This window comes from Rhodopseudomonas infernalis (genome assembly GCF_022271405.1).
Taxonomy (GTDB): Bacteria; Pseudomonadota; Alphaproteobacteria; order Rhizobiales; family Xanthobacteraceae; genus Rhodopseudomonas; species Rhodopseudomonas infernalis.
In genome coordinates this window covers 38,283-59,263 of record NZ_JAJNAL010000021.1, presented here as the reverse complement: position 1 = coordinate 59,263, position 20,981 = coordinate 38,283, and the positions used below count along the sequence as shown (strand labels likewise).

The following is a 20,981-nucleotide window of genomic DNA, read 5'->3' as shown; positions in this document are numbered from 1 at the left end:
AACTCCTGATTCGGATAGCGCGTATGACCACGACCCCGATCTGCCTGGCCTGCAACGAACCGCTCGACCTGATCGGAAACCGCCCGCTGGTGCAGGGCTATCAGGTCCGCGACTATCAATGCCCGAAATGCCGGACCACCTCCCGGCAGGCGACGCATTGGGACCATTCCCTGACCGAGCCGCACGGCCATTTCTATCACGAGTAGCCCGCGTCTATCACCGAGTAGCCCCCGGCGCCGGGCCGCGCGCGATGCTGCACTGCAGCGCGGCGCCTTAAGCGGCGATTAGCCATCGCGGACGACAGACGTCGCCGCGCGTACCGGATTTGTCGCCGGTCATTCCGCGTTATCCATCCGCCCCCTAGCATCATCGTCCGGTAGCCGCAGCGCTGTTGCCGCCGCGCCGGCGATCTAGAGCGATCCAGAGGGGTGACACGATGACCGACGAAGTAACGGCGTTTCTGACCTTCACACTCGTCTGCAGCGCCATCCCGATCGGTCTGCTGCTGCTCTACGCCCACCGCCTTAACCGCCTCCGCGCCGCCGTCAGAGTGTTCAGCCAGGTCAACGACCTGGTCCCGCAACGCGCACCGGCTCCGCGCGACTAGGCGAGCGCAGCGCCCAGACGGCGCAGCCTCGCCGCCTGCAAGTCCCCGTCACTCCATCCCCCGTCATTCCGGGGCGCGCGCAGCAACGCTGCGCACGAACCCGGTGGTCCCGGCGACCCTGCCTGTGGGTTGCGTCTGCGCGTCATCGACCCCCGGCGGCAAAGCCGCTAAAAGCAGGCCATGGATCTGTTCGCGGCAGCGGGAATCGACATCGGAGACGGCGGGCGGGGCGGGCGCCCCGGTCGCGCGGCCGTGCCGCGCACGCTGAAATTGCCGCTGCTCAACCACAAGGTGGTCGCAGAGGCGCGAAAGCTGTTCAACTTTGAGCTGACGCCGTCTCAGAAGGCGGCTGCAAAGAGCTACGCCGGAACTGTCAGAACCGCGAGCTTTGCCAAGCGGAAGGAAACGGCGGTCCGCACGATCTTCTTCGAGAAAGTGCTCGGCGACATCCTCGGCTATCGGCAATTGGAAGCTGAAAGCGCCTTCACACTCGCGATCGAGTATCCGATCAGGGGTGGCAGCGTCGACGTCGCGCTGGGGCAATTCGGGCGGAACGAAATTCCAGACCAGATCGTCGCGCCGTTCGAATTCAAGGGGCCGGACACCAAGGATCTCGATGCCATTATGCCGGGGCGGGGCCGTAGCGCGGTCCAACAGGCGTGGGACTACGCGATCGATGCTCCGGGCTCGAAGTGGGTGCTGGTCACCAATTGCGTCGAACTCCGGCTCTACGCATTCGGGCGGGGGCGCGACGCCTACGAACTGTTCGACCTGCGCCAGCTCGATGACGAGCATGTCCTGGAGCGGCTCATCCTGCTGCTGTCGGCCGATCAGTTGCTCGGCGGCGCTACCGAAAAGCTGCTTCGAGAGACCGACAGCGCTTACAAGGACATCACCGGCAAGCTCTATGTCGACTACAAGGACCTGCGCGATCAGCTCATCGCGTTCCTGACCGATGCGGTCGACGGACCGAAGCTTGCTATGCTTGCCGCGATCGAAGTAGCGCAGAAGGTGCTCGACCGCATCCTGTTCGTCGCCTTCGCCCAGCGCACCGATCTGCTGCCGGACAAGCTGCTGGAGAAAGCCAAGACCGCTCGCAACGAGTTCCTGCCGCAGCCGATTTGGCAGAATTTCCAGGCGCTGTTCCGCGCCGTCGACAAGGGCGACAGTCGGCTCTACATCGACGAATACAATGGCGGGCTGTTCGCCGCCGATCCGATCGCAGACGGCCTGATCATTCCCGATCCGCTCGCGGAAAAGCTCGCCGACCTCGGTCAGTGGGACTATCGCAGCGACGTTCCCGTCACCGTGCTTGGGCACATCTTCGAACAGTCGATCACGGACATCGAGAAGCTGCGCGCCGAGGCGCGTGGCGAAGCGGCGCCGAAGGTCTCCAAGAGCAAGCGGCAGGGCGTAGTCTACACGCCGGAGATCGTCACGCGTTTTCTGGTCGAGCGCACCATCGAGATCACGCTGGAGGAACACTTCGCCGCGCTTCTGAAGAAGCACGGCAGGCCGGTGGTTCCGCGCGCCAGCCGCGCCACCATCTTCAGCGAACGCGAAGACGCCGCACAGCGCGCGTTCTGGAACGATTACCTGGCCGAACTGCGCGCGATCCGGATCGTCGATCCCGCCTGCGGCTCGGGCGCGTTCCTGGTCGCCGCGTTCGATCTGCTGGCGCGCGAATATCGCGGCGTGGTCGAACTGTTGGCGACGCTGAAACAGGAGATCGATTTCGACATTTTCGACGAGATCGTCACCAGGAATCTCTATGGCGTCGACATCAACGCTGAGTCGGTCGAGATCACGCGGTTGTCGTTGTGGCTGAAGACCGCGCGGGCCAAGCATCGCCTCCAGAATCTCGAAGCGACGATCAAGGTCGGCGACAGCCTGATTGATGAAGCAAAATGGACCGATCGTCCTTTCAGTTGGCGCGAGGAATTTCCGGAGGTGTTTGCGAACGGCGGGTTCGACGTCGTGATCGGCAATCCGCCTTATGTGCGGATGGAACTGATCAAGCCGGTCAAGCCGTATCTGGAGAAAACCTACGTCGTCGCGGCCGACCGCACCGACCTCTACGCCTATTTCTTCGAGAAGGGCGTTCGCCTGCTCAAGCAGGGCGGTCGGCTCGGCTTCATTTCATCGTCGACATTCTTCCGGACCGGCTCCGGTGAAAACCTGAGAGTCTTCCTCGGCGACAACGTTTCGGTGGAGTCGGTAATCGATTTCGGCGATCTGCAGATTTTCGAAGGCGTCACCACCTATCCGGCAATCCTGACGTTGCGAAAAGCCGAGGCGGACGATGGCACGCTGTGGTTTCTGAAGATCGACGACGCGTTGCCGCCGGATCTCGGCGCCGTGTTCGTGGGAAAGGCGCAGACCATGCCACGGTCGCGGCTCGGCGCCGGCTCATGGCAGCTCGAAGACGATGCGCTGGCGCGGCTGCGCGACAAGATCGTCGCCGGCAGGAAGACGCTGGGCGAAGTCTACGGCGCGCCGTTACGTGGGATTGTAACGGGCTTCAACGAGGCCTTCATCATCGACACGCCGACCCGCGATCGGCTGGTGAAGCAGGACGCGAAATCGGCCGAGTTGCTGAAGCCGTTTCTCAAGGGCGAAGACATCAAGCGCTGGCGGGTTGAGCCGGACGGGCTGTTCCTGATCAACACCCCGAAGGGCAACGTGGATATCGAGAACTACCCGGCGATCCGCGATTGGCTGCTGCCGTTCAGGCCGGAATTGGAGAAGCGTGCGACCAAGCAGGAGTGGTGGGAACTGCAGCAGGCGCAATTGGCCTATCAGCCGAAGTTCGAGGCCCCCAAGATCGCTTGGCCGCACTTTCAGCAGTCTCGCGTGTTCGCGCTCGACCGCAATAGTTACTTCCTCAACAACAAGTGTTTCTTCATCCCGAGCGACGACGCGTTCCTGCTCGCTCTCTTGAATAGCCGCTGTCTCTGGTTTCAGTTTGTTTCCTTGGCTCGACTGAAACGAGGTGGATATTTCGAGGCCGAGGCACAATACATCGAGCAACTTCGTCTGCCGGAGCGGCCGAGCAAAGCATCGCTCGCGATCATATCGCAGTTTGCTCTGGACTGCGGTCGAGTGGCGCAGCAGCACCTGGAGATTCGTACCGCCGTTCACCGACGGATTGCCGGTGATCTCGGCGCGGAGCACCAGAAGCGTCGGGGAAACTGGAATGTTTCTGGACTCTCGATTTCTCGTCGTTTCGCGCTGAGATCAAGAAGGCCTTCAAGACCGAAATTCCGGTGAAGGATCGCGACGGCTGGGAAAGCTATCTGGCCGAGAAATCCGCCCAAGTCATCGCCCTCGGCAAGCAGATCGAAGACGCCGAACGCGAGATCGACGCGATCGTCTACAAACTGTTCGAGTTGACCGGCGACGAGATCGAGTTGCTCGAAGCCTCGCTCGAAGGGCAGTCCTGATGCCGCGAACTAATCAACTCGATTTGTTCGGTCCCGTTCCGCAAGCCGAATTGTTCGACCACGATGCGCCGACGCCGGTGTATCGCGCCGATCCCGATGAAGTACGCGCCGAGTTGTTGCAGATCCTCGCCGAAGCCAGCGCCGCGCGCACGCTGCCGTGGAAGCCGGAGCGTGCCGCGTTCTATCGTCAGGTGTTTCCGCAGATGGCGAATTGGCTGCCCGACGACGAGGCCAATCAGTTCCGCTTCGAGTTCGTCTCCGATCTTGCGCTGCTCGACGCGGCCTAACGCGGAGCGCGTATATTCGTTCTGCGGTATTCTTGCGGTTCACGCTCCGTCGAGCTCCACAGCTGTCGATTCACCATGAGAAGCATTCGCATAGGCCGACTGTGGCCTGCGGGCCACGTCAGGTCAGGAATATCGTCCGATTCGCTGTGGCTTGCGGGTGACGCTCGGCTTTGGTCGCGGATGTGACCGCTTACTGCCTCTCGGCGCGCCGTCATTCCTGCGTCGCCAGCCGAATGTCGTGGCCTGCGCTCAGGCTCTAGGTTTGCCACGAGTTTGCCCCAGGGCGCAGCCGGAAATTCTGCTGCGATTTCAACGGACGGCGCGGCGGCCGGCGGCGCTGCCACAGGTTTGCCCCAACCGGCTGCGCGGTGCGGTCAAGTCGTTAATCAATCTAGCGAAATTGGCGTGCGTGGCGCCGCCATCGGGCGCCGCCGCTTATGTCCCGAACTGCTCGCTCAAAATCCGTTCCTCGAGGCTATGCCCCGGGTCGAACAGCATGCGCATCGCGATGGTCTTGTCGGAGATCACTTCGACGCGGCGGACGTCGCGGGCTTCGTCGTGGTCGGCGACGGCGGCGACCGGGCGCTTGTCGACTTCGAGCACTTCGATCACCACGAAGGCGTTGTCGGGTAGCAGCGCGCCGCGCCAGCGCCGCGGCCGGAACGCCGAGATCGGCGTCAGCGCAAGTAACTGCGCGTTGATCGGCAGGATCGGGCCCTGCGCCGACAGATTGTAGGCGGTCGAGCCGGCCGGCGTTGCGACCAGGATGCCGTCGGCGACGAGTTCGCTCATGCGCTCGCGCTCGTCGATGATGATGCGCAGCCGCGCTGCCTGATGGCTCTGGCGGAACAGCGAGACTTCGTTGATGGCGTGGTGGATGTGCACTTCGCCGTAGATATCGGTGGCGCGCATCAGCAGCGGATGAATCACGGTCTCGCGCGCCGCTTCGAGCCGGCGATGCAGATCGTGAGTGGAGTATTCGTTCATCAGAAAGCCGACCGTGCCGCGATGCATGCCGTAGATCGGCTTGCCGCTGCGCATCTGCTGATGCAGCGTCTGCAGCATCAGGCCGTCGCCGCCGAGCGCGACGACGACGTCGGCCTCGTTCGGATCGATATTGCCGTACAGCGACGACAGTTGAGTCAGCGCGGCCTGGGCTTCAACGCTCGTGCCGGCGACGAAGGCGATGCGGTCGTGCCGTGGGGCAGGGGTCATGTGCGGGCTCGGCGCAGGCTCTGGCTCGAAACGCCGCGAGGGACGCGGGTTTCACCGTCGTCGTCTATACGACGTTTCCCCGGTTTGTCGAGCCGTCGCTGCAGCGACGGACCTGCGCGATGCGGCGCGGCGGCCCGCATCGAGGCCGCCGCGCCGGCGCAGATCAGGCCGCTTCGATGCGGTGCGTACGATCAGTACGAGCTGCCGGTGCCTGCGGCGATCGCGGCGGCGAGCGAGGTGTATTCCTCGCAGCTGGTGTTGCCGCAGAGTTGGGCGATGCGCGACAGATGAACCTGCGCACGCTCGCGGTTGCCTTGCTCGACCTGCCACAGGCCGTAATACTGCCAGGTCTTGGTATGGTTCGGATCGGTCTTCAGTGCGCGTTCGTACCAGGCCTGCGCCAGCTTGGTGTCGCCAAGCTTGCGATACGAATAGCCGATCAGCGTCGCCACCGAGGCGTTGTCGTCGTGGCCGAGCGCCTTGAGCTGATCGATCGCCGCCGCGTAGTCGGCGCGGTCGTAGATCGTGGCGTAGGCGGCGCGGTAGCCGTCCTGGAAGCGTTGCTCCGAGCGCTTGTCCTTCTTCTTCGATCCGCTCGAATTGCCGTCCGACGACGGCGGCGGCGATGGACTGGAGTCGGGCGCCGCAAGCGCGGGCGTCAGGGCCGGCGGCGCGATCAGCGCAGCCGAGAGCAGGGCAGCAGCAAGCAGTCGTCCGGTCATTCTCGTCCTCCACTGATCGAGCCAATCGCGATGGCTCACCACCACAACCCCGCGTGCCGCCGATCATTCCGGGCACCCGGCACGAATAGAGTCCGCCTCTGCGCGATCAGGCCCGGCTTGAACAAGCCCGGCCTGAAGCCGACAGATCGTGCATACGGATCAGCCCGAGCTGCGGTTTCACGTCAGCCCCCTTTCAAACAGCCAGCCTGCAAACGGCCGGCCTGGCGCCGCGTCATGATCGAAAGACCCGCCGGCAGCCTCCTATCCGAGCTTCACCAGCCGGCTGTGATTTTGCAACAGACTTCGTGCAACGAAGGAGACCCTCATGATCAAGTCCCTGTCAGCCGCTCCGCTCGCCGGCAGGCAGCCTGCGCGGGATGAGCGCGTGCTTCGGTCGCACCGGCTACAACCACCAGTGCGGCCGCGGCCCGCCTTGCGCGGGTGGGTTTGATTCATCGCGCGAAGCAGCTAATGCTGCGACGTCGTCGCCCGATTTCAAGAGCCGCCCGTGCCTGCCATTGCCCCCCTTGCCCTCGCGCTGATCGCCGCCTTGGCGCTCGGCGGCTGCATCACCAGCGACGAGGCCGGTCCGCCGGACGGCGGCGACGCGGTGCAGCCGTTTCCGGCGAATTATCGCAGCGAAATCCCGGCATTCGTCCGCAGCTATCTCAACAATCCGGTCGGTCTGCGGGAGGCCGGCATGGCCGAGCCGGTGCAGCGCCCGGTCGCCGGCAGAGTGCGGTTCGTCTCCTGCGTGCGCTTCACCCCGCCGGGCGGCCGGCCGCAGGAGCTGGCGATCGTCCATGTCAACGGCCGGCTCGATCGCGTAGCAAGCTCGGCGATGGAGCTTTGCACCGGCGCCGTTTACGCGCCGTTTCCCGAGCTGGAAAAATTGTCGCGGTAGCACGGACCAAATCCTCATCCGCTGCGACTAATCAACAGATCTGTGCCGGTTCCAATTTGTTGCGCCGCTGTCACAGTCCGGCTCGAAGCTCGCTGCAGCCTTGCCGCCGGGCAACCAAACTGACGCCATCTTGTTCTGGGCATATCGGACGCCATCGAACGAGGGACACGATGAAGAAGTTTCTACTCAGCGCCGCCGCGATCTGCTCGCTCACCGCGCCCGCTTTCGCTGCCGATCTCGGCCCGCGCACCTACACCAAGGCGCCGCCGCCGGCCTACACCGCGCCGGAAGTGGTCTACAACTGGACCGGCTTCTATATCGGCGGCAACGTCGGAGGCGCGTTCGCCGGAAGTAACAACATCCAGAGCGACGCCGGCCGGTTCATGGGCGGCGTGCAGGGCGGCTTCGACTATCAGTTCGCGCCGAACTGGGTGATGGGTGTCGAGGCCCAGTACAGCTGGATGGCCTCGAACAACACCGGCGTGATCTTCCCCGGCGGCAGCACCGCAACGGAGAACACCCGCGGCCTCGGCTCGGTGACCGGCCGCCTCGGCTACACTTGGGGCCCGGCGCTGCTGTACGCCAAAGGCGGTTACGCCTTCCGCGACTCCACGCTGGGCGTCAACACCGGCGGTGGCATCCAGTCGGCCTACACGACCTCCGGCAACCGGAACGACGGCTACACCGTCGGCGCCGGCCTCGAATACATGTTCGCGCCGAGCTGGTCCGCCAAGGTCGAGTACCAGTACTACAAGTTCGGCGATACCAACTTCACCGGTGGTCCGGCCGACGTGGTCGGCACCTCGTTCCGCAACGACGACCACACCGTCAAGGCCGGCATCAACTATCGGTTCGGCTGGGGTGGCCCCGCGGTCGCGAAGTACTGAGACAGCCCAATCCGCAGTCTTGCAAGGCCGGCCGTCGCGCCGGCCTTTTTTCATTGGGCGGCAAGGCGGGCATTCGGGAATCGAAGGTTAACAAGTCTTAAACACCCGAGAAAATATCGGGTGGGACTCTGGAACCAGAATCGCCCGATGTTCCCAGCCATGACGACGATCTCGAAAACCCTGCTCGAAGGGGTCCCGATCGGCCTGACGCTGGTGCTGCTGCTGGCCTGCGCGGTCAATGTCGCGGTGCTGGCGCGCTGGCTCTAGCGACGGCTCCGCCGGCGATTGACCGGCGTCAAAGCCGGCCGGTGCCCCGGGCGTAAGTATCGCGGATGCTCCCGCGCCGAGTTGGCGGGATGCTCGGCCACTTATCCTGCCGCCGATCAAAAGGACCGTCCGATGTCCCATTTTGATGTACTGGTGATTGCCGCAGCGGCGCTGTCCACGGTCGTGATCTGGCTCGGCGTGGTGGTGCAGGGCCGGATCGCAGCCGCACTGGCGTCGCGCCACTAGCGCCGCGGGCGGGCCGCTCCCAGAGCCCGCGGCAAACGACGGACCAGCCATCCCGCGTCGTTGGGCCCGCGGGGGCAGTGTGGCTTGGCGTGCGTCAGCCCAGCAGCATCCACGCCGCCACGCCGAGCAGCGGGATTGTTGAGACGGCGATCATCAAGAGCGGAGCGGGCTCGTTGCCCTTGCGGCTCGGGTCGTCGAATTTATCGTTGCTCATGCGGGCATAAGACTTCGCCCGGCGTACCATCCCTATTGGACGGCCCGAAGTTGGTGACCAGCGGCAGAGGCGCGGAGAGGGCGATAGCCTCAGGGCGGGGCGCGAAACTTGCCAGCCCGGCCTTGTCGTCACCGTCCCGCGCTGCTAGCTGTTTCGGCGCAGCGTGCCTCGCCGGCGTAGCACAGCGGTAGTGCAGCGGTTTTGTAAACCGAAGGTCGGGAGTTCGATCCTCTCCGCCGGCACCATGCCCCTCCAGAGACAGTGCGCCCCCTCCGCGCGTTAACGATTCGCTGGTCACACCGAGCGATGGGACCCGGATTCCGGGCTGCGCGTTAGGCTTACCGGCGCTTCGGCGCCGCGCCTTAACCCATCCCGCAAGCTTTTCAACTACGCTCGAGGCCATGGTGATGAATTCTCCGATCTCGCGCGCCGCGCAGGCGATGCTGCTTCTGACGCTGACCGCGGCGCCGGCGCTGGCGGATAGCGGCGGCTTTGCCGTGGTGATTCCGGGCCGGCCCGGCGTGCCGATCATCATCAACGGCCGCGACGTGTCCTACACGGTGGTCGAGGGCGACTGGGGGCTCGAGCGGGGTGTGCATCGGCAGCCGACCTTCTACGGCAGCCGGCCGGTGCGCCTGCCGGAGGTCGGCCACTATTATCCCAGCTCGAACCGGCTGCCGGGCTACGGCAGGCTGGAGATCGAGCCGCCGGCCAACCGGCCGCTGCCGAAGCCGGCCGAGAGCTTCCATCAATCCTGGGAAGTCGAGTCGCGCCCGCCGCAGCCGGCGCCGGCCCAGGTGCCGATGGATCCGCCGCAGGTCATCGTCGCGCCGCCATTCGATGAAGGCGGCGGCGGATTGCGGCCGCGGCCCAATTTCCGCGGCCCGCGCGGCTGAGTTCGGATCGAGGTTCAACCAAGAAACGTGCACCCCCAGGAGAGTAAAATGCGTCAGATGATTTCGGGATTGATGGCCGCAATTGCCGTCGTTGCCGTCAGCGCCGCGCCGGCGTCGGCGTGCGGAGGCCTGCTGACGGGCGGCTGCGCGCCCTGTGGCGCAGTCAGCGCCTGCGGATCGGCGGCTTACCTGCCGTACGATTACGGCTACAGCGCCGGCTATGGCGGGGCAGGGTTCGAGCGGTTGCCCGATCCGACGCGCTACTACTACGTCAACCAGGGGCCGACCTATTCGGGCCCGGGCAATTTCGCGCCGGCTCCGATGTATGACGACCGTCCGATTTCGGTGTGGCGCACCGGCTCGGCCTACACCGGTGGCGTCTATGCCAATGCGATGACGCACCAATATGTCGGCGCGCCCGCGGTGAGCGGACCGGTGGTGTACAGCTATGGCCGGCGTCATATGCGCCACCATCATCGTCACGGGATGTATCGGGCCGCGTCGTATCGCGGCCATTACGGCGCGCCGCGCCATCACCACCCGCACGGGCCGGTGTTGCGCCGCAACTACTGATCCGGCAGTTCAACAACCAACACCCGTCCGCAGCGATGCGGGCGGGTGTTGTGTTTTTCGGGCTGTTCAGCGCATCAGGCCGAGCCGGCTGGCGCCGATATACAGCGCCAGTGCGGCGGCGTTGGAGACGTTGAGGCTCTTGATCTCGCCCGGCATGTCGAGACGCGCCACCACGCTGCAGGTCTCGCGCGTCAGCTGCCGCAGGCCCTTGCCTTCGGCGCCGAGCACCAGCGCCAGCGGCGCGTGCAGCTCCACCGCGGCGAGATCGGCGCTGCCTTCGCTGTCGAGCCCGACGGTGAGGAAGCCGCTGTCGTTGAGCTCGGTAAGGGCGCGGGCGAGATTCGTCACCAGCACGAACGGCACCAGCTCCAGCGCCCCGGAGGCGGATTTCGCCAGCACGCCGGTGGCTTCCGGGCTGTGCCGCGCGGTGGTGACGATCGCCTTGACGGCGAACGCCGCCGCCGAGCGCAAGATCGCGCCGACATTGTGCGGATCGGTGATCTGATCGAGCACCAGCACGATGCCGTCGGAGGGCAGGGAGTCGATCCGCGGCGAGTCCAGCGGATCGGCTTCCGCCAGCATGCCCTGATGCACCGCGTCCGGCCCGAGCCGGCGATCGATGTCGCCCGGGCGGACGATCTCGGGCGCCGGTTTGGGGACGATTCCCTCGTCGGCGAGCCTGCGGGCCGCGTTTTCGGTGAGCAGCAGCTTGCGGATGCGGCGCTTCGGGTTGGCCAGAGCCGCCGTGACGGTGTGCCAGCCATACAGAATCGCGATGCCCTCGGGCTCGCGCTCGCGCGGGCCGCGGCGGTCGAAGCGCTGCGGGCCGCCGCGCGGGCGGTCATCGCGGCGCTGAAAGCGCGGATTTCGATCTTTCGGACTCATCGGGCGCTTGTCCCACGGCCCCGCCGCCAAGGCAATTTCCCCATACGGCTTCTTGCGTAGAGAAATTGTCATGGGATTGGTTGACTTGGCCCCCCTGCATCGCCCATAACCCGCCGCGTTGCAGGCCCGCCCGCGGGCTCGCTGCGGCTGTCCGGTTCCGGTTTTGCCTGCCAAAGGCGTACGGTCGGCGGCACGGGCGGGGGAGTGTCCCGAGTGGCAAAGGGAGCTGACTGTAAATCAGCCGCCTCATGGCTTCGCAGGTTCGAGTCCTGCCTCCCCCACCATCCATAGATTCCTGACTGGATGGATATTCGGCGCGCCGGCGGAAGCCGAGCGAACGCGCGTCTCGGCGCGTCTCTCCGGTTGGGGGCATCCGGGCGCCGACCGCAGGGCATCATCTGTGCAGCCGATACGGCTATCCACTCCGGCGTGTATCCGAACACTCACTGAGTCGGCGGTAACCACTCCACGGCAGAATGGCTGTCCAGCTCACGCTTAGTCGGGCGTCTGCTTGATCGAGAGCCCGTGCAACGCACCGAGCTCTCCGCCGTTTCGGAAAACGCCTTGAGGCCGATCAGCAGCCCGGGTAGCGCGACAGCGCGAAGCCGTAGATGCCGAAGTCGAGAGGCTCCTGCACGGTCGCCGCGTTCGCCCGCGCCGATCCGATCGACCGCGTGGTGAAAACCTGCTGCTGCTCGGCGACGTGTTTGAGAAGGGACTGATGCCGCTCAGCTTCGGTGCGCGCGGCCGAGGAGCGCAAGCGTCAACTCATCGCTGCGCTCGACAGCGGCGTTGCAATCGCGGCGGAGTGAGACGCTCCGTCGCAGCTGCGACGATCAGCTGTGGTTCCGATCCTCCGACGTCTCAGCGATTTGCGGCGAAGGTTGACTTCGACTGCTCTCGTGTAGAACAACACGGCCATTCACGATGAGCAGAAATGGGGCGACATGAATCGGCAGTGGCAATTAGCGCGACGACCCGCGGCAGAGCCGACCATCGACGACTTCAAATTTGCGACCGTTGATCGTCCCCAATTGCGCGCCGCAGACGATGTGCTGATCCGCAATCGGTTCCTGTCGCTCGATCCCTACATGCGGTGGCGCATGAACGACGCGAAGTCGTACGCGCCTCCGGTCGGGCTCGGCGAGGTGATGGTCGGCGCCACCGTCGGCGAAGTGGTGGCCTCGAACGATGGCGGGTTCGCGCCGGGCGATCTGGTGCTGGCGGGCGGCGGCTGGCAGGACTACGCGATCGTCAAAGCGGCAGCGCTGCGCAAATGCGATGCCGCCGGGGTCAGTCCGACCGCTTATCTGGGCGTGCTCGGAAGTCCCGGATTTACGGCCTATGCGGGGCTGATGAAGATCGGCGAGCCGAAGCCGGGCGAGACCGTCGTGGTCGGGGCGGCGACCGGAGGCGTCGGATCGCTGGTCGTCCAGTTGGCCAAATCGGCCGGCTGCCGCGTCGTCGCGATCGCGGGCGGCGCCGAAAAATGTGCGCTCGCGGTCGAACGCTTCGGCGCCGATGCGGCCGTCGACCATCGTGACCCTCAGCTCGCTGAGAAACTCGCGGCGGCGTGCCCCAACGGCATCGACGTGTACTTCGAAAACATCGGCGGGCGCGTGCTGGACGCTGTGATCCCGCTGCTCAATCCGTTCGCCCGCGTGCCGGTTTGCGGGCTGATCTCGCAGTACAACAGCGCCCAGCCGGATACGAATGAAACGCCGCTGGCGAAGCTGATGCAGGACACGCTGGTCAAGCGCCTGCTGGTCCGCGGCTTCATCGTCACGGACTATCTGGCCTATCGCGACGAATTCCTCGCTGAAGCAGCGCCGAAGGTTCGCTCCGGCGCTCTGGTGTTCATGGAGGACATCGTCGACGGCCTGGAGCAGGCGCCTGGCGCTTTCATCGGACTGCTGAAAGGGCAGAACAAGGGCAAGCTCATCATTCGGATCGATTGAGCCGCGCCGGCTGCTGATCGAAACGAACGTCGTTCACCCCGACTTGCCGCGCGCCGAAAAGAAAGTCGCAGGCGCCGGCGATCTGGGAATCGAACATTTCCCGGCCGTACACCGCGATGCATCCGCTCTCCTCGGCCGTCCGCAACAGGCGGGTCGGCGACGGATCGGTGATGACGTCCATGACGACGAGGTGTGACGGAAAGCGCGACGCCTCGATCGGCATCCGGTCCGGATCGAGCATGCCGACCGGCGAAGCGTTGATCAGAACGTCGATCCCGTCGAGAGCCGGAAGGCCGACGCTGAACGACTGCGCGGGGAAATGCGCCGACAGGCGTTCGAACACATGCATCGCCTTGGCGCGATCCGGATCGTGGATGTGGATCTGCGCTGGACCATGGCGGGCGAGTTCGACGGCGATGCCGGCGCCCGCGCCACCCACACCCAGCAGCAGAACCCGTCGGCCTTCGAGGTCGACGCCGCGATTGCGGATCGCCGCGACGCATCCCATGCCGTCGAACAGTTCTCCGACCCATTTGTCGTCGGCTGTCCGCGCGATGACGGAGGCGCTGCCGCTGATCTCCGCGAGGGGGCCGACCCGCGTGCAGAGTTCGCGGGCGCGGATCTTGTGCGGCACGGTGATGATCAGCCCGTCGAGATTGCCGATGGCCAGCAGATTGGCCATCACGCTGTCGAACGAGGCGGGGGCGACATCGAACGGCAACAGAATGGCGTTGAGGCCTCTGCGCCGAAGTTCAAACGTAATCGCCTGAGGCGAGCGCACCTGCTGCACCGGATGGCCGATGATCGCGTAGACGCGGGTGCTGCCGTCGACGTAGTCCACAGTGGCGGCCGAGGGTGGGAAGGGCGAGGTCATAGCGAATTGTCCACCAGCTTGCCGGGGTTCATGAGGTTGTGCGGATCGATGGCACGCTTGATGGTCCGCATCAGCGAGAGCGTCTCCGGGCCGTGCTCGAGCTCGAGATATCGTCGTTTCTCCTGGCCGACGCCGTGTTCGCCGGTGCAGGTGCCGTCCATGGCGATGGCCCGCTCCACCATGCGCTCGATGAATCCCTTCACGGTCGCGATCTCGTCGGGGTTGGTCATGTCGACCATCGGCTGGACGTGGAAGTTTCCATCGCCGACATGACCGACGAGGGGCGCGATCAGTCCGAGCTCTGCGATCTCCGCCTTGGTCTGTTCGACGCAGTCCGCGAGGCGTGCGATCGGAACGCAGACGTCGGTCGGAATCGGCCGCGCACCGGGACGCAGCGCCAGACAGGCCCAGTACGTATCGTGGCGTGCCTGCCATAGCTTGGCGCGCTGCTCGGCCTTGTCGGACCATTCGAACGGTCCGCCGCCATAGGCCTCCGAGATCTCGCCGAAGCGCTGCGATTGCTCGGCGACGCTTTGGGGCGAGCCGTGGAATTCAAGAAGCAGCAGCGGCGAATCCATCAGCGCGAGGCCGGAATACGATCGCACGGCGGCCGCCGTGACTTCATCGAGCAGCTCGATGCGAGCCACCGGGATAGCGCTCTGGATCGTCGCAATCACCGCGTCGCAAGCCGCACGAACCGTCGGGAACGGGCAGATGCCGCCGGCCACCGCCTCCGGGACGGGTGATAGTTTCAGCACCATTTCGGTGATGATTCCGAGCGTGCCCTCGGAGCCGACCATCAGGCGCGTCAGGTCGTAGCCGGCCGAACTCTTGCGGGCGCGGCGCGCGGTGCGCACGACATCGCCGTTCGGAAGCACGGCGGTGAGCGCGATGACATTGTCCTTCATCGTCCCGTAACGGACGGCGTTGGTCCCGGAAGCGCGCGTCGCCGTCATGCCGCCGAGCGAGGCGTCGGCGCCCGGGTCGACGGGAAAGAACAGGCCGGTATCGCGCAAGTAGCTGTTGAGCGTCTGCCGCGTCACCCCGGGCTGTACGACGCAATCCATATCTTCGCTGTTGACCGCGAGGATGCGGTTCATCCGGCTGACGTCGATCGAGAGCCCGCCGGCGGGGGCATTGACGTGGCCTTCGAACGCCGTGCCGGTCCCGAATGCGATCATCGGAACGTTCTCGGCCGCGCAGGCCTTGACGATAGTTGCCACCTCTGCGGTGCTCTCGGCGAAAGCGACGGCGTCGGGGAGCTGGGAGGGAAGCCACGTCAGCTGACTGGCGTGCTGCTCGCGGACAGCGGCCGCGGTGGTGATCCGATCGCCGAGGAGCGGCCCGAGGGCCTCGATCACCTTGGAAATGCCGGGAGCGGGAGAAGGCTGAAGAGCCATGAGAATGGTCGTCCTGTGTATTGACCTACATGCAAGTCAGTATTATGGATGCAAAACACCCGGGAGGACAAGTATGCAGGACGCCGACTTCCACGTCGCGAAAGGGGACAAGATCACCTTCGCGAAGACGCTGACCGAGAGCGACGTTTACCTGTTCGCCGGTGTCACCGGCGACCTCGCTCCCGTCCATTGCAACGAAGAGTACATGCGCAACTCGGCGTTCGGCAGCCGCATCGCCCACGGCGTGCTCTCGCTCGGCCTGATGTCGACGGCGTCGACCGTGATGTACGGTCCCCATATCGACAAATACGTTGGCCTCACCGCCGTGTCGCAAGGCTACGACCGCGTCCGCTTCATGGCGCCGGTGTTCTTCGGCGACACCGTCACCATCACCTACACGGTCAGCGCGATCGAAGGCGATCGGCGCCGCGCGCTTGCTGACGTGGTCGCGACCAATCAGCGCGGCGAGACGGTGGCGTCGGCCGTGCACATCATGCGCTGGGTCCCCAATGAATCGCTGAAGCAGGCGGCGGCGCGATGAGCGAACCCGGAAAGGTCGCTTTCGTCACGGGCGGACGCCGCGGCATCGGCCGCGCTATCGCCTACGCGCTGGCGGGGCACGGCTTCGACGTTGTGATCAACGATGTGGTCCGTGACCAGAACGCCGACGAAACGCTCGAAGGCATTGCTGGTCGCGGCGTCCGCGGCGCCTTCGTCCAGGGCGATATCGCCGATCTCGACAGCCAGGAAAGCCTTGTGTCCCAGGCGTGGGATGCGCTCGGGCCGATCTCGTGCCTGGTCAACAATGCCGGCGTGCAGACCGCCTTTCGCGGCGACATGCTGAATGTTCCGCCCGAAAGCCTCGACCGGCTGCTCGGCGTCAACGTCCGCGGCACGTTTTTCCTGACCCAGCACGTAGCTCGGCGCATGATCGCCGATCGCACCGGTGATCATGCGCGGCCGGATCGGTCGATCGTCTTCATCTCGTCCGGCAATGCGGTGATCGCGACGCCTGCGCAGGCCGATTACTGCGTGTCCAAGGCGGGCGTCGCAATGATGAGCAGCCTCTACGCCCTGCGGCTCGCCGAATTCGGCATCGCGGTGCACGAGGTGCGGCCCGGCATCATCCGGACCGACATGACTGCCGACGTTTTCGACAAGTACGATGGTTGGGTGCAGTCCCGCGGCTTTCCGCAGGCGCGCTGGGGCGAGGCCGAGGATATCGGCCGCACCGTCGGCGTGCTCGCTGCAGGATTGATGCCCTACATCACCGGCGGCGCGTATCACGTCGACGGTGGCATGCACATCCGGCGGACCTAACCGCCGCGGCACTTGGTTGCCGTCACGATCACACAACAGGGCAGGACATGTACAACTACGCGGGTAAGCGAGCGATCGTCACGGGTGCGGCGCACGGGATCGGTAAGGCCATTGCGATGCGTCTTGCCGGCGAAGGATGTGCGGTGGCGCTGTGGGATGTGAATCAGAGCGCGCTTCAATCCACTCTGGCGGAACTGAAAGAGGGTAGCGGCCACACCACGCAGGTGGTGGATGTGTCCGATCTCGACGCGGTGAGGGCCGCGTCGGCCGCCACCACGCAGGCTTGGGGAGCTGCGCCTGACGTGCTGGTGAACAATGCCGGCATCGGGCGCCTCGCGTCGATCCTCGATGTCACCCCGGCGGATTTCGACCGCACCATGGAGGTGAACGTCGGCGGCACGTTCAACTGTTGCCATGTGCTGGTTCCCGCGATGCGCGACGCCGGCGGTGGCAACATCGTCAACATGGCGTCGTGGTTCGGCAAATCCGGTCGGCCTAATTCGCTCGCGTATTGCGCGTCGAAGTTTGCGATTATCGGAATGACGCAGTCGATGGCGATCGATCTGGCCGCGCATCGAATCCGGGTCAACGCGGTTTGTCCCGGAACGATCGACAACACCGAGATGCGCAAGCAGGCCGACGAAACAGCGGCGGCGCTTGGACTTCCTTCGGCGGCGGAACGGCAGCATCTGATCCCGCTGCAGCGCCTTGGTCAGCCTGAGGACATCGCACGCGCAGTAGCCTTTCTCATCTCGGACGAAGCCAGCTACATGACGGGTCAGTCGATCAACGTCACTGGCGGTCTCTGGATGAACTGAGACGACCGGTCGCGGGTTGACAAAATCAGTCTAATCTTACTTACTAGCGAGTAAGTATTCCGGAGCGTAAAACGCCCGGTGCCAGGGAGGGAAGGGTGTACGAACTCGTCGAGTACTTGTTGCGCGGAGCACTGCTCGGCATCACCTACGGGTTGCTTGCGTTCCCGGTCAGCCTGCTGTTTTCAACGACAGGCTCGGTCGACGTCGCGCTCGGCGCCTATGCGGTGCTTGCCGTAGCGGTCGCCTACAGCATCGGCGGGCCGGTCGGAATTCTGGCCGCGATCCTCGCCACGGTGTTCGCATCCTTCGTGGTCGGCATCATCTCGCTGCGGCTCAACCGGCCGGGCGCGGTCGACCATGTGACCGCGGTGCTCGGTACGTTCGGCCTGGCGATGTTCCTGGAGTCGCTCATCCTGAGCGTGTTCGGCACTAATCCGATGATCAGGCAGCCGTTCGAGGCGTTCTGGAATATCGGCGGAATTCGCATCAGCCCGCAGACCGGCATCAATGCCGCGGTCTGCCTCGTGATCCTCACCGCGTTGTTCGTCGTGCTACGCAAGACGCCGTTCGGTCGCTCGATGCGCGCCAGCGCAGCCAATCCGGTCGGCGCGTCGCTGAACGGCATTCCGGTTCGGCAGATCTGGTTTGCTACCTATCTGCTCGGCGGCTTGCTCGCCGGCGTCGCGGGCGTTCTCATTCTCTACACGACAGGTGCCGACTACAGTTCAGCCTTCACCCTGACGATCTGGGGATTTGGCTCCGCGATCATCTTCGGAATGAACAGTCCGCTCCGTGGTTTCGCCGGCGGATTGATCATCGGCATGGTGCAGGCGCTATGCGCCGGCTATCTGCCCGGCGCCTGGGCCACCGCAATCCCGCTGGTCGTCATCTTCGTGGTGCTCTCGCTGGGACGCATGAACCAGATTGTTGCAACCGGAGGCCGCGTCTGATGCCCGCCGTGCTTCGTTCCCGCCTTGCTCCGATTGCCCTGCTCGTCGTGATCATCGCCGCCTTGACGCCGATGATCGCCGGCAGCGCGTTCTGGCTCGACAACTCCGTTCTGGTTGCGATCTTCGCGTTGCTGGCTCTGTCCGTGGGAATGGCCTACGGTCAGGCCGGCATCCTCTCGATGGCTCCGGCAGCGTTCGGCGCGATCGGCGCCTTCGCCACCAGCATCGTGACGACGCGCTACGGACTATCACCTCTGGTCGGTTTGGCGCTGGCGCTGCTGCTGCCCGCCGTGGTGGCCTATCCGATGGCCCGCGCGATCACGCGTCTGTCGCCGCTCCCGCTGTCGATCGCGACGCTGCTGCTCAGCCTCGTGCTCGAACTCGCGATCCGCGAGGGTAAAGGGTTCACTGGCGGCTATATCGGAATCTCCGGCATCCCGCCGCTGTGGTTCGCCGACAGCGTTTTCGCCATGCACGTGCTGTCGTGGGGGCTCGTGGTGGTGGTGCTGTTTCTCTATGCCAACCTGACCGACTCGGCGGTCGGCCGCGCCGTCAAGACCGCACGGCACGATCCGCTGCGGGCGACTGCGGACGGCGTCAACGTTCCGGCTCTGCTGGCTTCGTACTTCGCGATTTCGGCGTCGGTGTCGGGCCTCGCCGGTTGGCTCTACGCCCATCATCTCACCTACATGGGCCCGGACTCGTTGACCATGCATGTGTCGATCAAGGTCGTGCTGATGGCTGTCATCGGCGGCGCCTCGACATTGCTCGGTCCCGTACTCGGGGCGGCCTTCCTCACGCTGCTCACGCTTTATCTGCCCGCGGCCGAGACGCAGGGCATGATCTTCGGCGGGGTACTGATTTTCGTTCTGCTGGTCGCGCCCAACGGCATGCTCGGCACCGACTGGGGCAAGCTGGTGGCGCGCCGATCGTCCAAGCAGGCGGTTGCTGTTCGACCCGCCACGACAGAGGGCACAGCATGACTGTCCAGGTCAAAGACATCACCGTTCGCTTCGGCGGCGTGACGGCGGTCAAGGACGTGTCCCTTGAATTGCCGCCGGGCAAGATCGTCGCAGTCATCGGCCCGAACGGTTCCGGCAAGAGCACGCTGTTCAATGCCATCACCGGCATGGTCAAGCCTGCTGCCGGAAGTATCGAGGTCGACAACACGCGGATCGACGCGATGCCGCCGTTTCGTCGCATCGGGCTCGGGCTCGCGCGAACCTTCCAGACGCCGCGCTTCGATCCGAAGGTCACGGTCAATGAAGCGGTGATGTGCGGGTTCTATCCGGTGCACCGCACCGGCGTGTTCAGCGCGATGCTGCGGCTGCCGAAGGCGGTCGCGGAGGAGGGCGACTTTCGCAACCGCTGCAGCGATATTCTCGACGATCTGAAGCTGTCGGAGTTTCGCTCGCTGACGATGAACGAACTGCCGATGGGACGCGTGCGACTCGTCGAGGTCGCGCGCGCCGTCGCCAACCGTCCGAAGTACATTCTGCTCGATGAGCCGGCCGCCGGCCTGGAGCGGGAAGAGCAGCGTATGCTGTCGCGCGAGATCCGTAAGCTGGCGGATCGCGGCGTCGGCGTTCTGCTCGTCGAGCACAATTTCGGTCTCATTCGTGAGCTCGCTGAACATGTCGTCGTTCTGAAGGACGGCGCGAAGCTGCTCGAAGGCGAGCCCGAGGTGATCGCCAAGGATCGCGCCTTCATCGACGTCTATCTGGGGAGCGCCGGGCGATGAACATGCAATTCGGCACGCCGCAGAGTGCCTCCGTGCTGTCGTGCAAGGGACTGAGCGCCAGGTATCACCGCGTCACGGTGGTGTCCGGTGTCGACCTATCGCTGCAGGCCGGCGAGATGCTGGCTGTGCTGGGATCGAACGGCGCCGGCAAGAGCAGCATGCTGCAGGCGATCGCAGGCGTGGTGCGCGGCGGTGGCGACATCATCGTCAATGGCCGCAACCTCGGCGGCATGAGCGCGCATAAGCGCGCGCTGCACGGCCTGTCGCTCGTGCCCGAACAGCGTCGCAACATTTTCCCGACGATGACGGTGAGGGAAAACATCGATATCGGCCTGGCGCTGCTGCCGGCGTCGGAGCGCGAAGCCCAGCGGGCTTTCATCATCGACCTGTTTCCAATTCTGCAGACCAGGGAAACGGCGATGGCCGGCATGCTGTCCGGCGGCGAACAGCAAATGCTCGCAATCGGTCTGGCACTCGGCCGCAAGCCGGCGGTGCTGGCGCTGGACGAGCCGAGCCAGGGACTGGCGCCTGCGGTGTTCGACATTCTCGCCGCCGCGTTCGACCGCCTGAAGAAGAACGGCCTCGCTCTGCTACTCGCCGAACAGAACGTCCCGTTCGCGGCGCGGATCGTCGATCGCTACGTCGTGCTGTCTCACGGTCACATTGTGAGCAGCGGAGATCGGGCAGACCTCGATGATCCGCAACGTATCGCCGAAGCTTTTCTGGGAACCGGCCGCGGCTGACGGCGCGCGGCAGACAATAAACACAACAAGG

24 protein-coding genes and 2 tRNA genes are annotated in these 20,981 nt (G+C 64.9%); 20 read left to right on the top strand and 6 right to left on the bottom strand.

The genetic code is table 11. The features are described 5' to 3' along the window. Positions 1 to 23 precede the first annotated feature (23 nt). The 5 genes from LPW26_RS15310 (at position 24) to LPW26_RS15290 (ending at position 4,337) form a co-directional block, all read left to right on the top strand. Complete coding sequence (locus LPW26_RS15310) at positions 24 to 206, top strand: hypothetical protein (protein ID WP_238736276.1); 183 nt, start codon at positions 24 to 26, stop codon at positions 204 to 206. Positions 207 to 436: 230 nt separating this feature from the next. Further along, the gene (locus LPW26_RS15305) at positions 437 to 607 is read left to right on the top strand and encodes a hypothetical protein (RefSeq protein ID WP_238736275.1); all 171 of its coding nucleotides are present in this window, start codon (positions 437 to 439) and stop codon (positions 605 to 607) included. A 180-nt stretch (positions 608 to 787) separates the two neighbouring features. Then, positions 788 to 3,877: an Eco57I restriction-modification methylase domain-containing protein gene (locus LPW26_RS15300; RefSeq protein ID WP_238736274.1), complete on the top strand. Its 3,090-nt coding sequence runs from the start codon at positions 788 to 790 to the stop codon at positions 3,875 to 3,877. After that, positions 3,874 to 4,050 (top strand): hypothetical protein, encoded by a 177-nt coding sequence (locus tag LPW26_RS15295; RefSeq protein WP_238736273.1) that lies wholly within the window; start codon positions 3,874 to 3,876, stop codon positions 4,048 to 4,050. Before LPW26_RS15300 ends, LPW26_RS15295 begins: the two co-directional genes overlap by 4 nt. Continuing rightward, complete coding sequence (locus tag LPW26_RS15290; RefSeq protein ID WP_238736272.1) at positions 4,050 to 4,337, top strand: hypothetical protein; 288 nt, start codon at positions 4,050 to 4,052, stop codon at positions 4,335 to 4,337. The genes LPW26_RS15295 and LPW26_RS15290 overlap by 1 nt, the downstream gene beginning before the upstream one ends. Positions 4,338 to 4,772: 435 nt before the next feature. On the opposite strand, the gene LPW26_RS15285 is transcribed toward LPW26_RS15290, so the two are convergent. Both LPW26_RS15285 and LPW26_RS15280 read right to left on the bottom strand, forming a co-directional pair. Next, positions 4,773 to 5,552, bottom strand: a complete 780-nt coding sequence (locus LPW26_RS15285) for an NAD kinase (protein ID WP_238736271.1) — start codon at positions 5,550 to 5,552, stop codon at positions 4,773 to 4,775. A 191-nt stretch (positions 5,553 to 5,743) separates the two neighbouring features. After that, complete coding sequence (locus LPW26_RS15280) at positions 5,744 to 6,274, bottom strand: tetratricopeptide repeat protein (protein WP_238736270.1); 531 nt, start codon at positions 6,272 to 6,274, stop codon at positions 5,744 to 5,746. Between the two features lie 508 nt (positions 6,275 to 6,782). On the opposite strand from LPW26_RS15280, the gene LPW26_RS15275 reads away from it, so the two are divergent. The 6 genes from LPW26_RS15275 to LPW26_RS15250 all read left to right on the top strand — a co-directional run bounded on the left by LPW26_RS15275 (position 6,783) and on the right by LPW26_RS15250 (position 10,261). Beyond that, the gene (locus LPW26_RS15275; protein ID WP_238736269.1) at positions 6,783 to 7,178 is read left to right on the top strand and encodes a hypothetical protein; all 396 of its coding nucleotides are present in this window, start codon (positions 6,783 to 6,785) and stop codon (positions 7,176 to 7,178) included. Positions 7,179 to 7,348: 170 nt separating this feature from the next. Beyond that, the gene (locus LPW26_RS15270) at positions 7,349 to 8,065 is read left to right on the top strand and encodes an outer membrane protein (protein WP_238736268.1); all 717 of its coding nucleotides are present in this window, start codon (positions 7,349 to 7,351) and stop codon (positions 8,063 to 8,065) included. A 399-nt stretch (positions 8,066 to 8,464) separates the two neighbouring features. Further along, the gene (locus LPW26_RS15265; RefSeq protein ID WP_238736267.1) at positions 8,465 to 8,578 is read left to right on the top strand and encodes a sodium:solute symporter; all 114 of its coding nucleotides are present in this window, start codon (positions 8,465 to 8,467) and stop codon (positions 8,576 to 8,578) included. Positions 8,579 to 8,962: 384 nt separating this feature from the next. Continuing rightward, positions 8,963 to 9,037, top strand: a tRNA-Thr gene (locus LPW26_RS15260). A 162-nt stretch (positions 9,038 to 9,199) separates the two neighbouring features. Beyond that, positions 9,200 to 9,688, top strand: coding sequence for a hypothetical protein (locus LPW26_RS15255; RefSeq protein WP_238736266.1), 489 nt, complete (start codon positions 9,200 to 9,202; stop codon positions 9,686 to 9,688). A 48-nt stretch (positions 9,689 to 9,736) separates the two neighbouring features. After that, complete coding sequence (locus tag LPW26_RS15250; protein WP_238736265.1) at positions 9,737 to 10,261, top strand: hypothetical protein; 525 nt, start codon at positions 9,737 to 9,739, stop codon at positions 10,259 to 10,261. 66 nt (positions 10,262 to 10,327) lie between these two features. Here LPW26_RS15250 and rlmB read toward each other — a convergent pair whose 3' ends face one another. Further along, the gene (gene rlmB / locus LPW26_RS15245) at positions 10,328 to 11,146 is read right to left on the bottom strand and encodes a 23S rRNA (guanosine(2251)-2'-O)-methyltransferase RlmB (protein WP_238736264.1); all 819 of its coding nucleotides are present in this window, start codon (positions 11,144 to 11,146) and stop codon (positions 10,328 to 10,330) included. A 198-nt stretch (positions 11,147 to 11,344) separates the two neighbouring features. Between rlmB and LPW26_RS15240 the strand changes: the two genes are divergently transcribed. Further along, a tRNA-Tyr gene (locus tag LPW26_RS15240) sits at positions 11,345 to 11,430 on the top strand. Between the two features lie 290 nt (positions 11,431 to 11,720). Here the strand turns inward: LPW26_RS15240 and LPW26_RS15235 are convergent. Next, entirely contained in the window at positions 11,721 to 11,906 is a 186-nt protein-coding gene (locus LPW26_RS15235; RefSeq protein WP_238736263.1) for a hypothetical protein, read from the bottom strand. Between the two features lie 187 nt (positions 11,907 to 12,093). Between LPW26_RS15235 and LPW26_RS15230 the strand changes: the two genes are divergently transcribed. Next, positions 12,094 to 13,104 (top strand): NADP-dependent oxidoreductase, encoded by a 1,011-nt coding sequence (locus LPW26_RS15230; protein ID WP_238736262.1) that lies wholly within the window; start codon positions 12,094 to 12,096, stop codon positions 13,102 to 13,104. On the opposite strand, the gene LPW26_RS15225 is transcribed toward LPW26_RS15230, so the two are convergent. Beyond that, positions 13,088 to 13,978 (bottom strand): shikimate dehydrogenase family protein, encoded by an 891-nt coding sequence (locus LPW26_RS15225; protein ID WP_238736261.1) that lies wholly within the window; start codon positions 13,976 to 13,978, stop codon positions 13,088 to 13,090. The genes LPW26_RS15230 and LPW26_RS15225 overlap by 17 nt on opposite strands. Then, positions 13,975 to 15,378: an FAD-binding oxidoreductase gene (locus LPW26_RS15220; protein ID WP_238736260.1), complete on the bottom strand. Its 1,404-nt coding sequence runs from the start codon at positions 15,376 to 15,378 to the stop codon at positions 13,975 to 13,977. Before LPW26_RS15220 ends, LPW26_RS15225 begins: the two co-directional genes overlap by 4 nt. A 73-nt stretch (positions 15,379 to 15,451) precedes the next feature. Between LPW26_RS15220 and LPW26_RS15215 the strand changes: the two genes are divergently transcribed. The 7 genes from LPW26_RS15215 to LPW26_RS15185 all read left to right on the top strand — a co-directional run bounded on the left by LPW26_RS15215 (position 15,452) and on the right by LPW26_RS15185 (position 20,950). Continuing rightward, positions 15,452 to 15,919 (top strand): MaoC family dehydratase, encoded by a 468-nt coding sequence (locus tag LPW26_RS15215; protein WP_238736259.1) that lies wholly within the window; start codon positions 15,452 to 15,454, stop codon positions 15,917 to 15,919. Continuing rightward, positions 15,916 to 16,698 (top strand): 3-ketoacyl-ACP reductase, encoded by a 783-nt coding sequence (locus tag LPW26_RS15210; RefSeq protein ID WP_238736258.1) that lies wholly within the window; start codon positions 15,916 to 15,918, stop codon positions 16,696 to 16,698. The genes LPW26_RS15215 and LPW26_RS15210 overlap by 4 nt, the downstream gene beginning before the upstream one ends. Positions 16,699 to 16,745: 47 nt before the next feature. After that, positions 16,746 to 17,516 (top strand): SDR family NAD(P)-dependent oxidoreductase, encoded by a 771-nt coding sequence (locus LPW26_RS15205; RefSeq protein WP_238736257.1) that lies wholly within the window; start codon positions 16,746 to 16,748, stop codon positions 17,514 to 17,516. A gap of 95 nt (positions 17,517 to 17,611) precedes the next feature. After that, on the top strand, positions 17,612 to 18,466 hold the full coding sequence (locus tag LPW26_RS15200; protein ID WP_238736256.1) for a branched-chain amino acid ABC transporter permease: 855 nt from the start codon (positions 17,612 to 17,614) through the stop codon (positions 18,464 to 18,466). Then, positions 18,466 to 19,449, top strand: coding sequence for a branched-chain amino acid ABC transporter permease (locus LPW26_RS15195; protein WP_238736255.1), 984 nt, complete (start codon positions 18,466 to 18,468; stop codon positions 19,447 to 19,449). The genes LPW26_RS15200 and LPW26_RS15195 overlap by 1 nt, the downstream gene beginning before the upstream one ends. After that, positions 19,446 to 20,207 (top strand): ABC transporter ATP-binding protein, encoded by a 762-nt coding sequence (locus tag LPW26_RS15190; protein WP_238736254.1) that lies wholly within the window; start codon positions 19,446 to 19,448, stop codon positions 20,205 to 20,207. The genes LPW26_RS15195 and LPW26_RS15190 overlap by 4 nt, the downstream gene beginning before the upstream one ends. Then, positions 20,204 to 20,950: an ABC transporter ATP-binding protein gene (locus LPW26_RS15185; protein WP_238736253.1), complete on the top strand. Its 747-nt coding sequence runs from the start codon at positions 20,204 to 20,206 to the stop codon at positions 20,948 to 20,950. Before LPW26_RS15190 ends, LPW26_RS15185 begins: the two co-directional genes overlap by 4 nt. The last annotated feature ends 31 nt before the right edge of the window (positions 20,951 to 20,981 follow it).

Excerpts from the sequence above, each read along its gene's own strand:
- LPW26_RS15300 (WP_238736274.1), top strand. The coding sequence starts at position 788 with ATGGATCTGTTCGCGGCAGCGGGAATCGACATCGGAGACGGCGGGCGG.
- LPW26_RS15210 (WP_238736258.1), top strand. The coding sequence starts at position 15,916 with ATGAGCGAACCCGGAAAGGTCGCTTTCGTCACGGGCGGACGCCGCGGC.
- LPW26_RS15230 (WP_238736262.1), top strand. The coding sequence starts at position 12,094 with ATGAATCGGCAGTGGCAATTAGCGCGACGACCCGCGGCAGAGCCGACC.
- rlmB (WP_238736264.1), bottom strand. The coding sequence starts at position 11,146 with ATGAGTCCGAAAGATCGAAATCCGCGCTTTCAGCGCCGCGATGACCGC.
- LPW26_RS15205 (WP_238736257.1), top strand. The coding sequence starts at position 16,746 with ATGTACAACTACGCGGGTAAGCGAGCGATCGTCACGGGTGCGGCGCAC.
- LPW26_RS15280 (WP_238736270.1), bottom strand. The coding sequence starts at position 6,274 with ATGACCGGACGACTGCTTGCTGCTGCCCTGCTCTCGGCTGCGCTGATC.
- LPW26_RS15270 (WP_238736268.1), top strand. The coding sequence starts at position 7,349 with ATGAAGAAGTTTCTACTCAGCGCCGCCGCGATCTGCTCGCTCACCGCG.
- LPW26_RS15220 (WP_238736260.1), bottom strand. The coding sequence starts at position 15,378 with ATGGCTCTTCAGCCTTCTCCCGCTCCCGGCATTTCCAAGGTGATCGAG.
- LPW26_RS15225 (WP_238736261.1), bottom strand. The coding sequence starts at position 13,978 with ATGACCTCGCCCTTCCCACCCTCGGCCGCCACTGTGGACTACGTCGAC.
- LPW26_RS15215 (WP_238736259.1), top strand. The coding sequence starts at position 15,452 with ATGCAGGACGCCGACTTCCACGTCGCGAAAGGGGACAAGATCACCTTC.
- LPW26_RS15305 (WP_238736275.1), top strand. The coding sequence starts at position 437 with ATGACCGACGAAGTAACGGCGTTTCTGACCTTCACACTCGTCTGCAGC.
- LPW26_RS15250 (WP_238736265.1), top strand. The coding sequence starts at position 9,737 with ATGCGTCAGATGATTTCGGGATTGATGGCCGCAATTGCCGTCGTTGCC.
- LPW26_RS15195 (WP_238736255.1), top strand. The coding sequence starts at position 18,466 with ATGCCCGCCGTGCTTCGTTCCCGCCTTGCTCCGATTGCCCTGCTCGTC.
- LPW26_RS15285 (WP_238736271.1), bottom strand. The coding sequence starts at position 5,552 with ATGACCCCTGCCCCACGGCACGACCGCATCGCCTTCGTCGCCGGCACG.
- LPW26_RS15255 (WP_238736266.1), top strand. The coding sequence starts at position 9,200 with ATGAATTCTCCGATCTCGCGCGCCGCGCAGGCGATGCTGCTTCTGACG.
- LPW26_RS15190 (WP_238736254.1), top strand. The coding sequence starts at position 19,446 with ATGACTGTCCAGGTCAAAGACATCACCGTTCGCTTCGGCGGCGTGACG.
- LPW26_RS15185 (WP_238736253.1), top strand. The coding sequence starts at position 20,204 with ATGAACATGCAATTCGGCACGCCGCAGAGTGCCTCCGTGCTGTCGTGC.
- LPW26_RS15290 (WP_238736272.1), top strand. The coding sequence starts at position 4,050 with ATGCCGCGAACTAATCAACTCGATTTGTTCGGTCCCGTTCCGCAAGCC.
- LPW26_RS15265 (WP_238736267.1), top strand. The coding sequence starts at position 8,465 with ATGTCCCATTTTGATGTACTGGTGATTGCCGCAGCGGCGCTGTCCACG.
- LPW26_RS15310 (WP_238736276.1), top strand. The coding sequence starts at position 24 with ATGACCACGACCCCGATCTGCCTGGCCTGCAACGAACCGCTCGACCTG.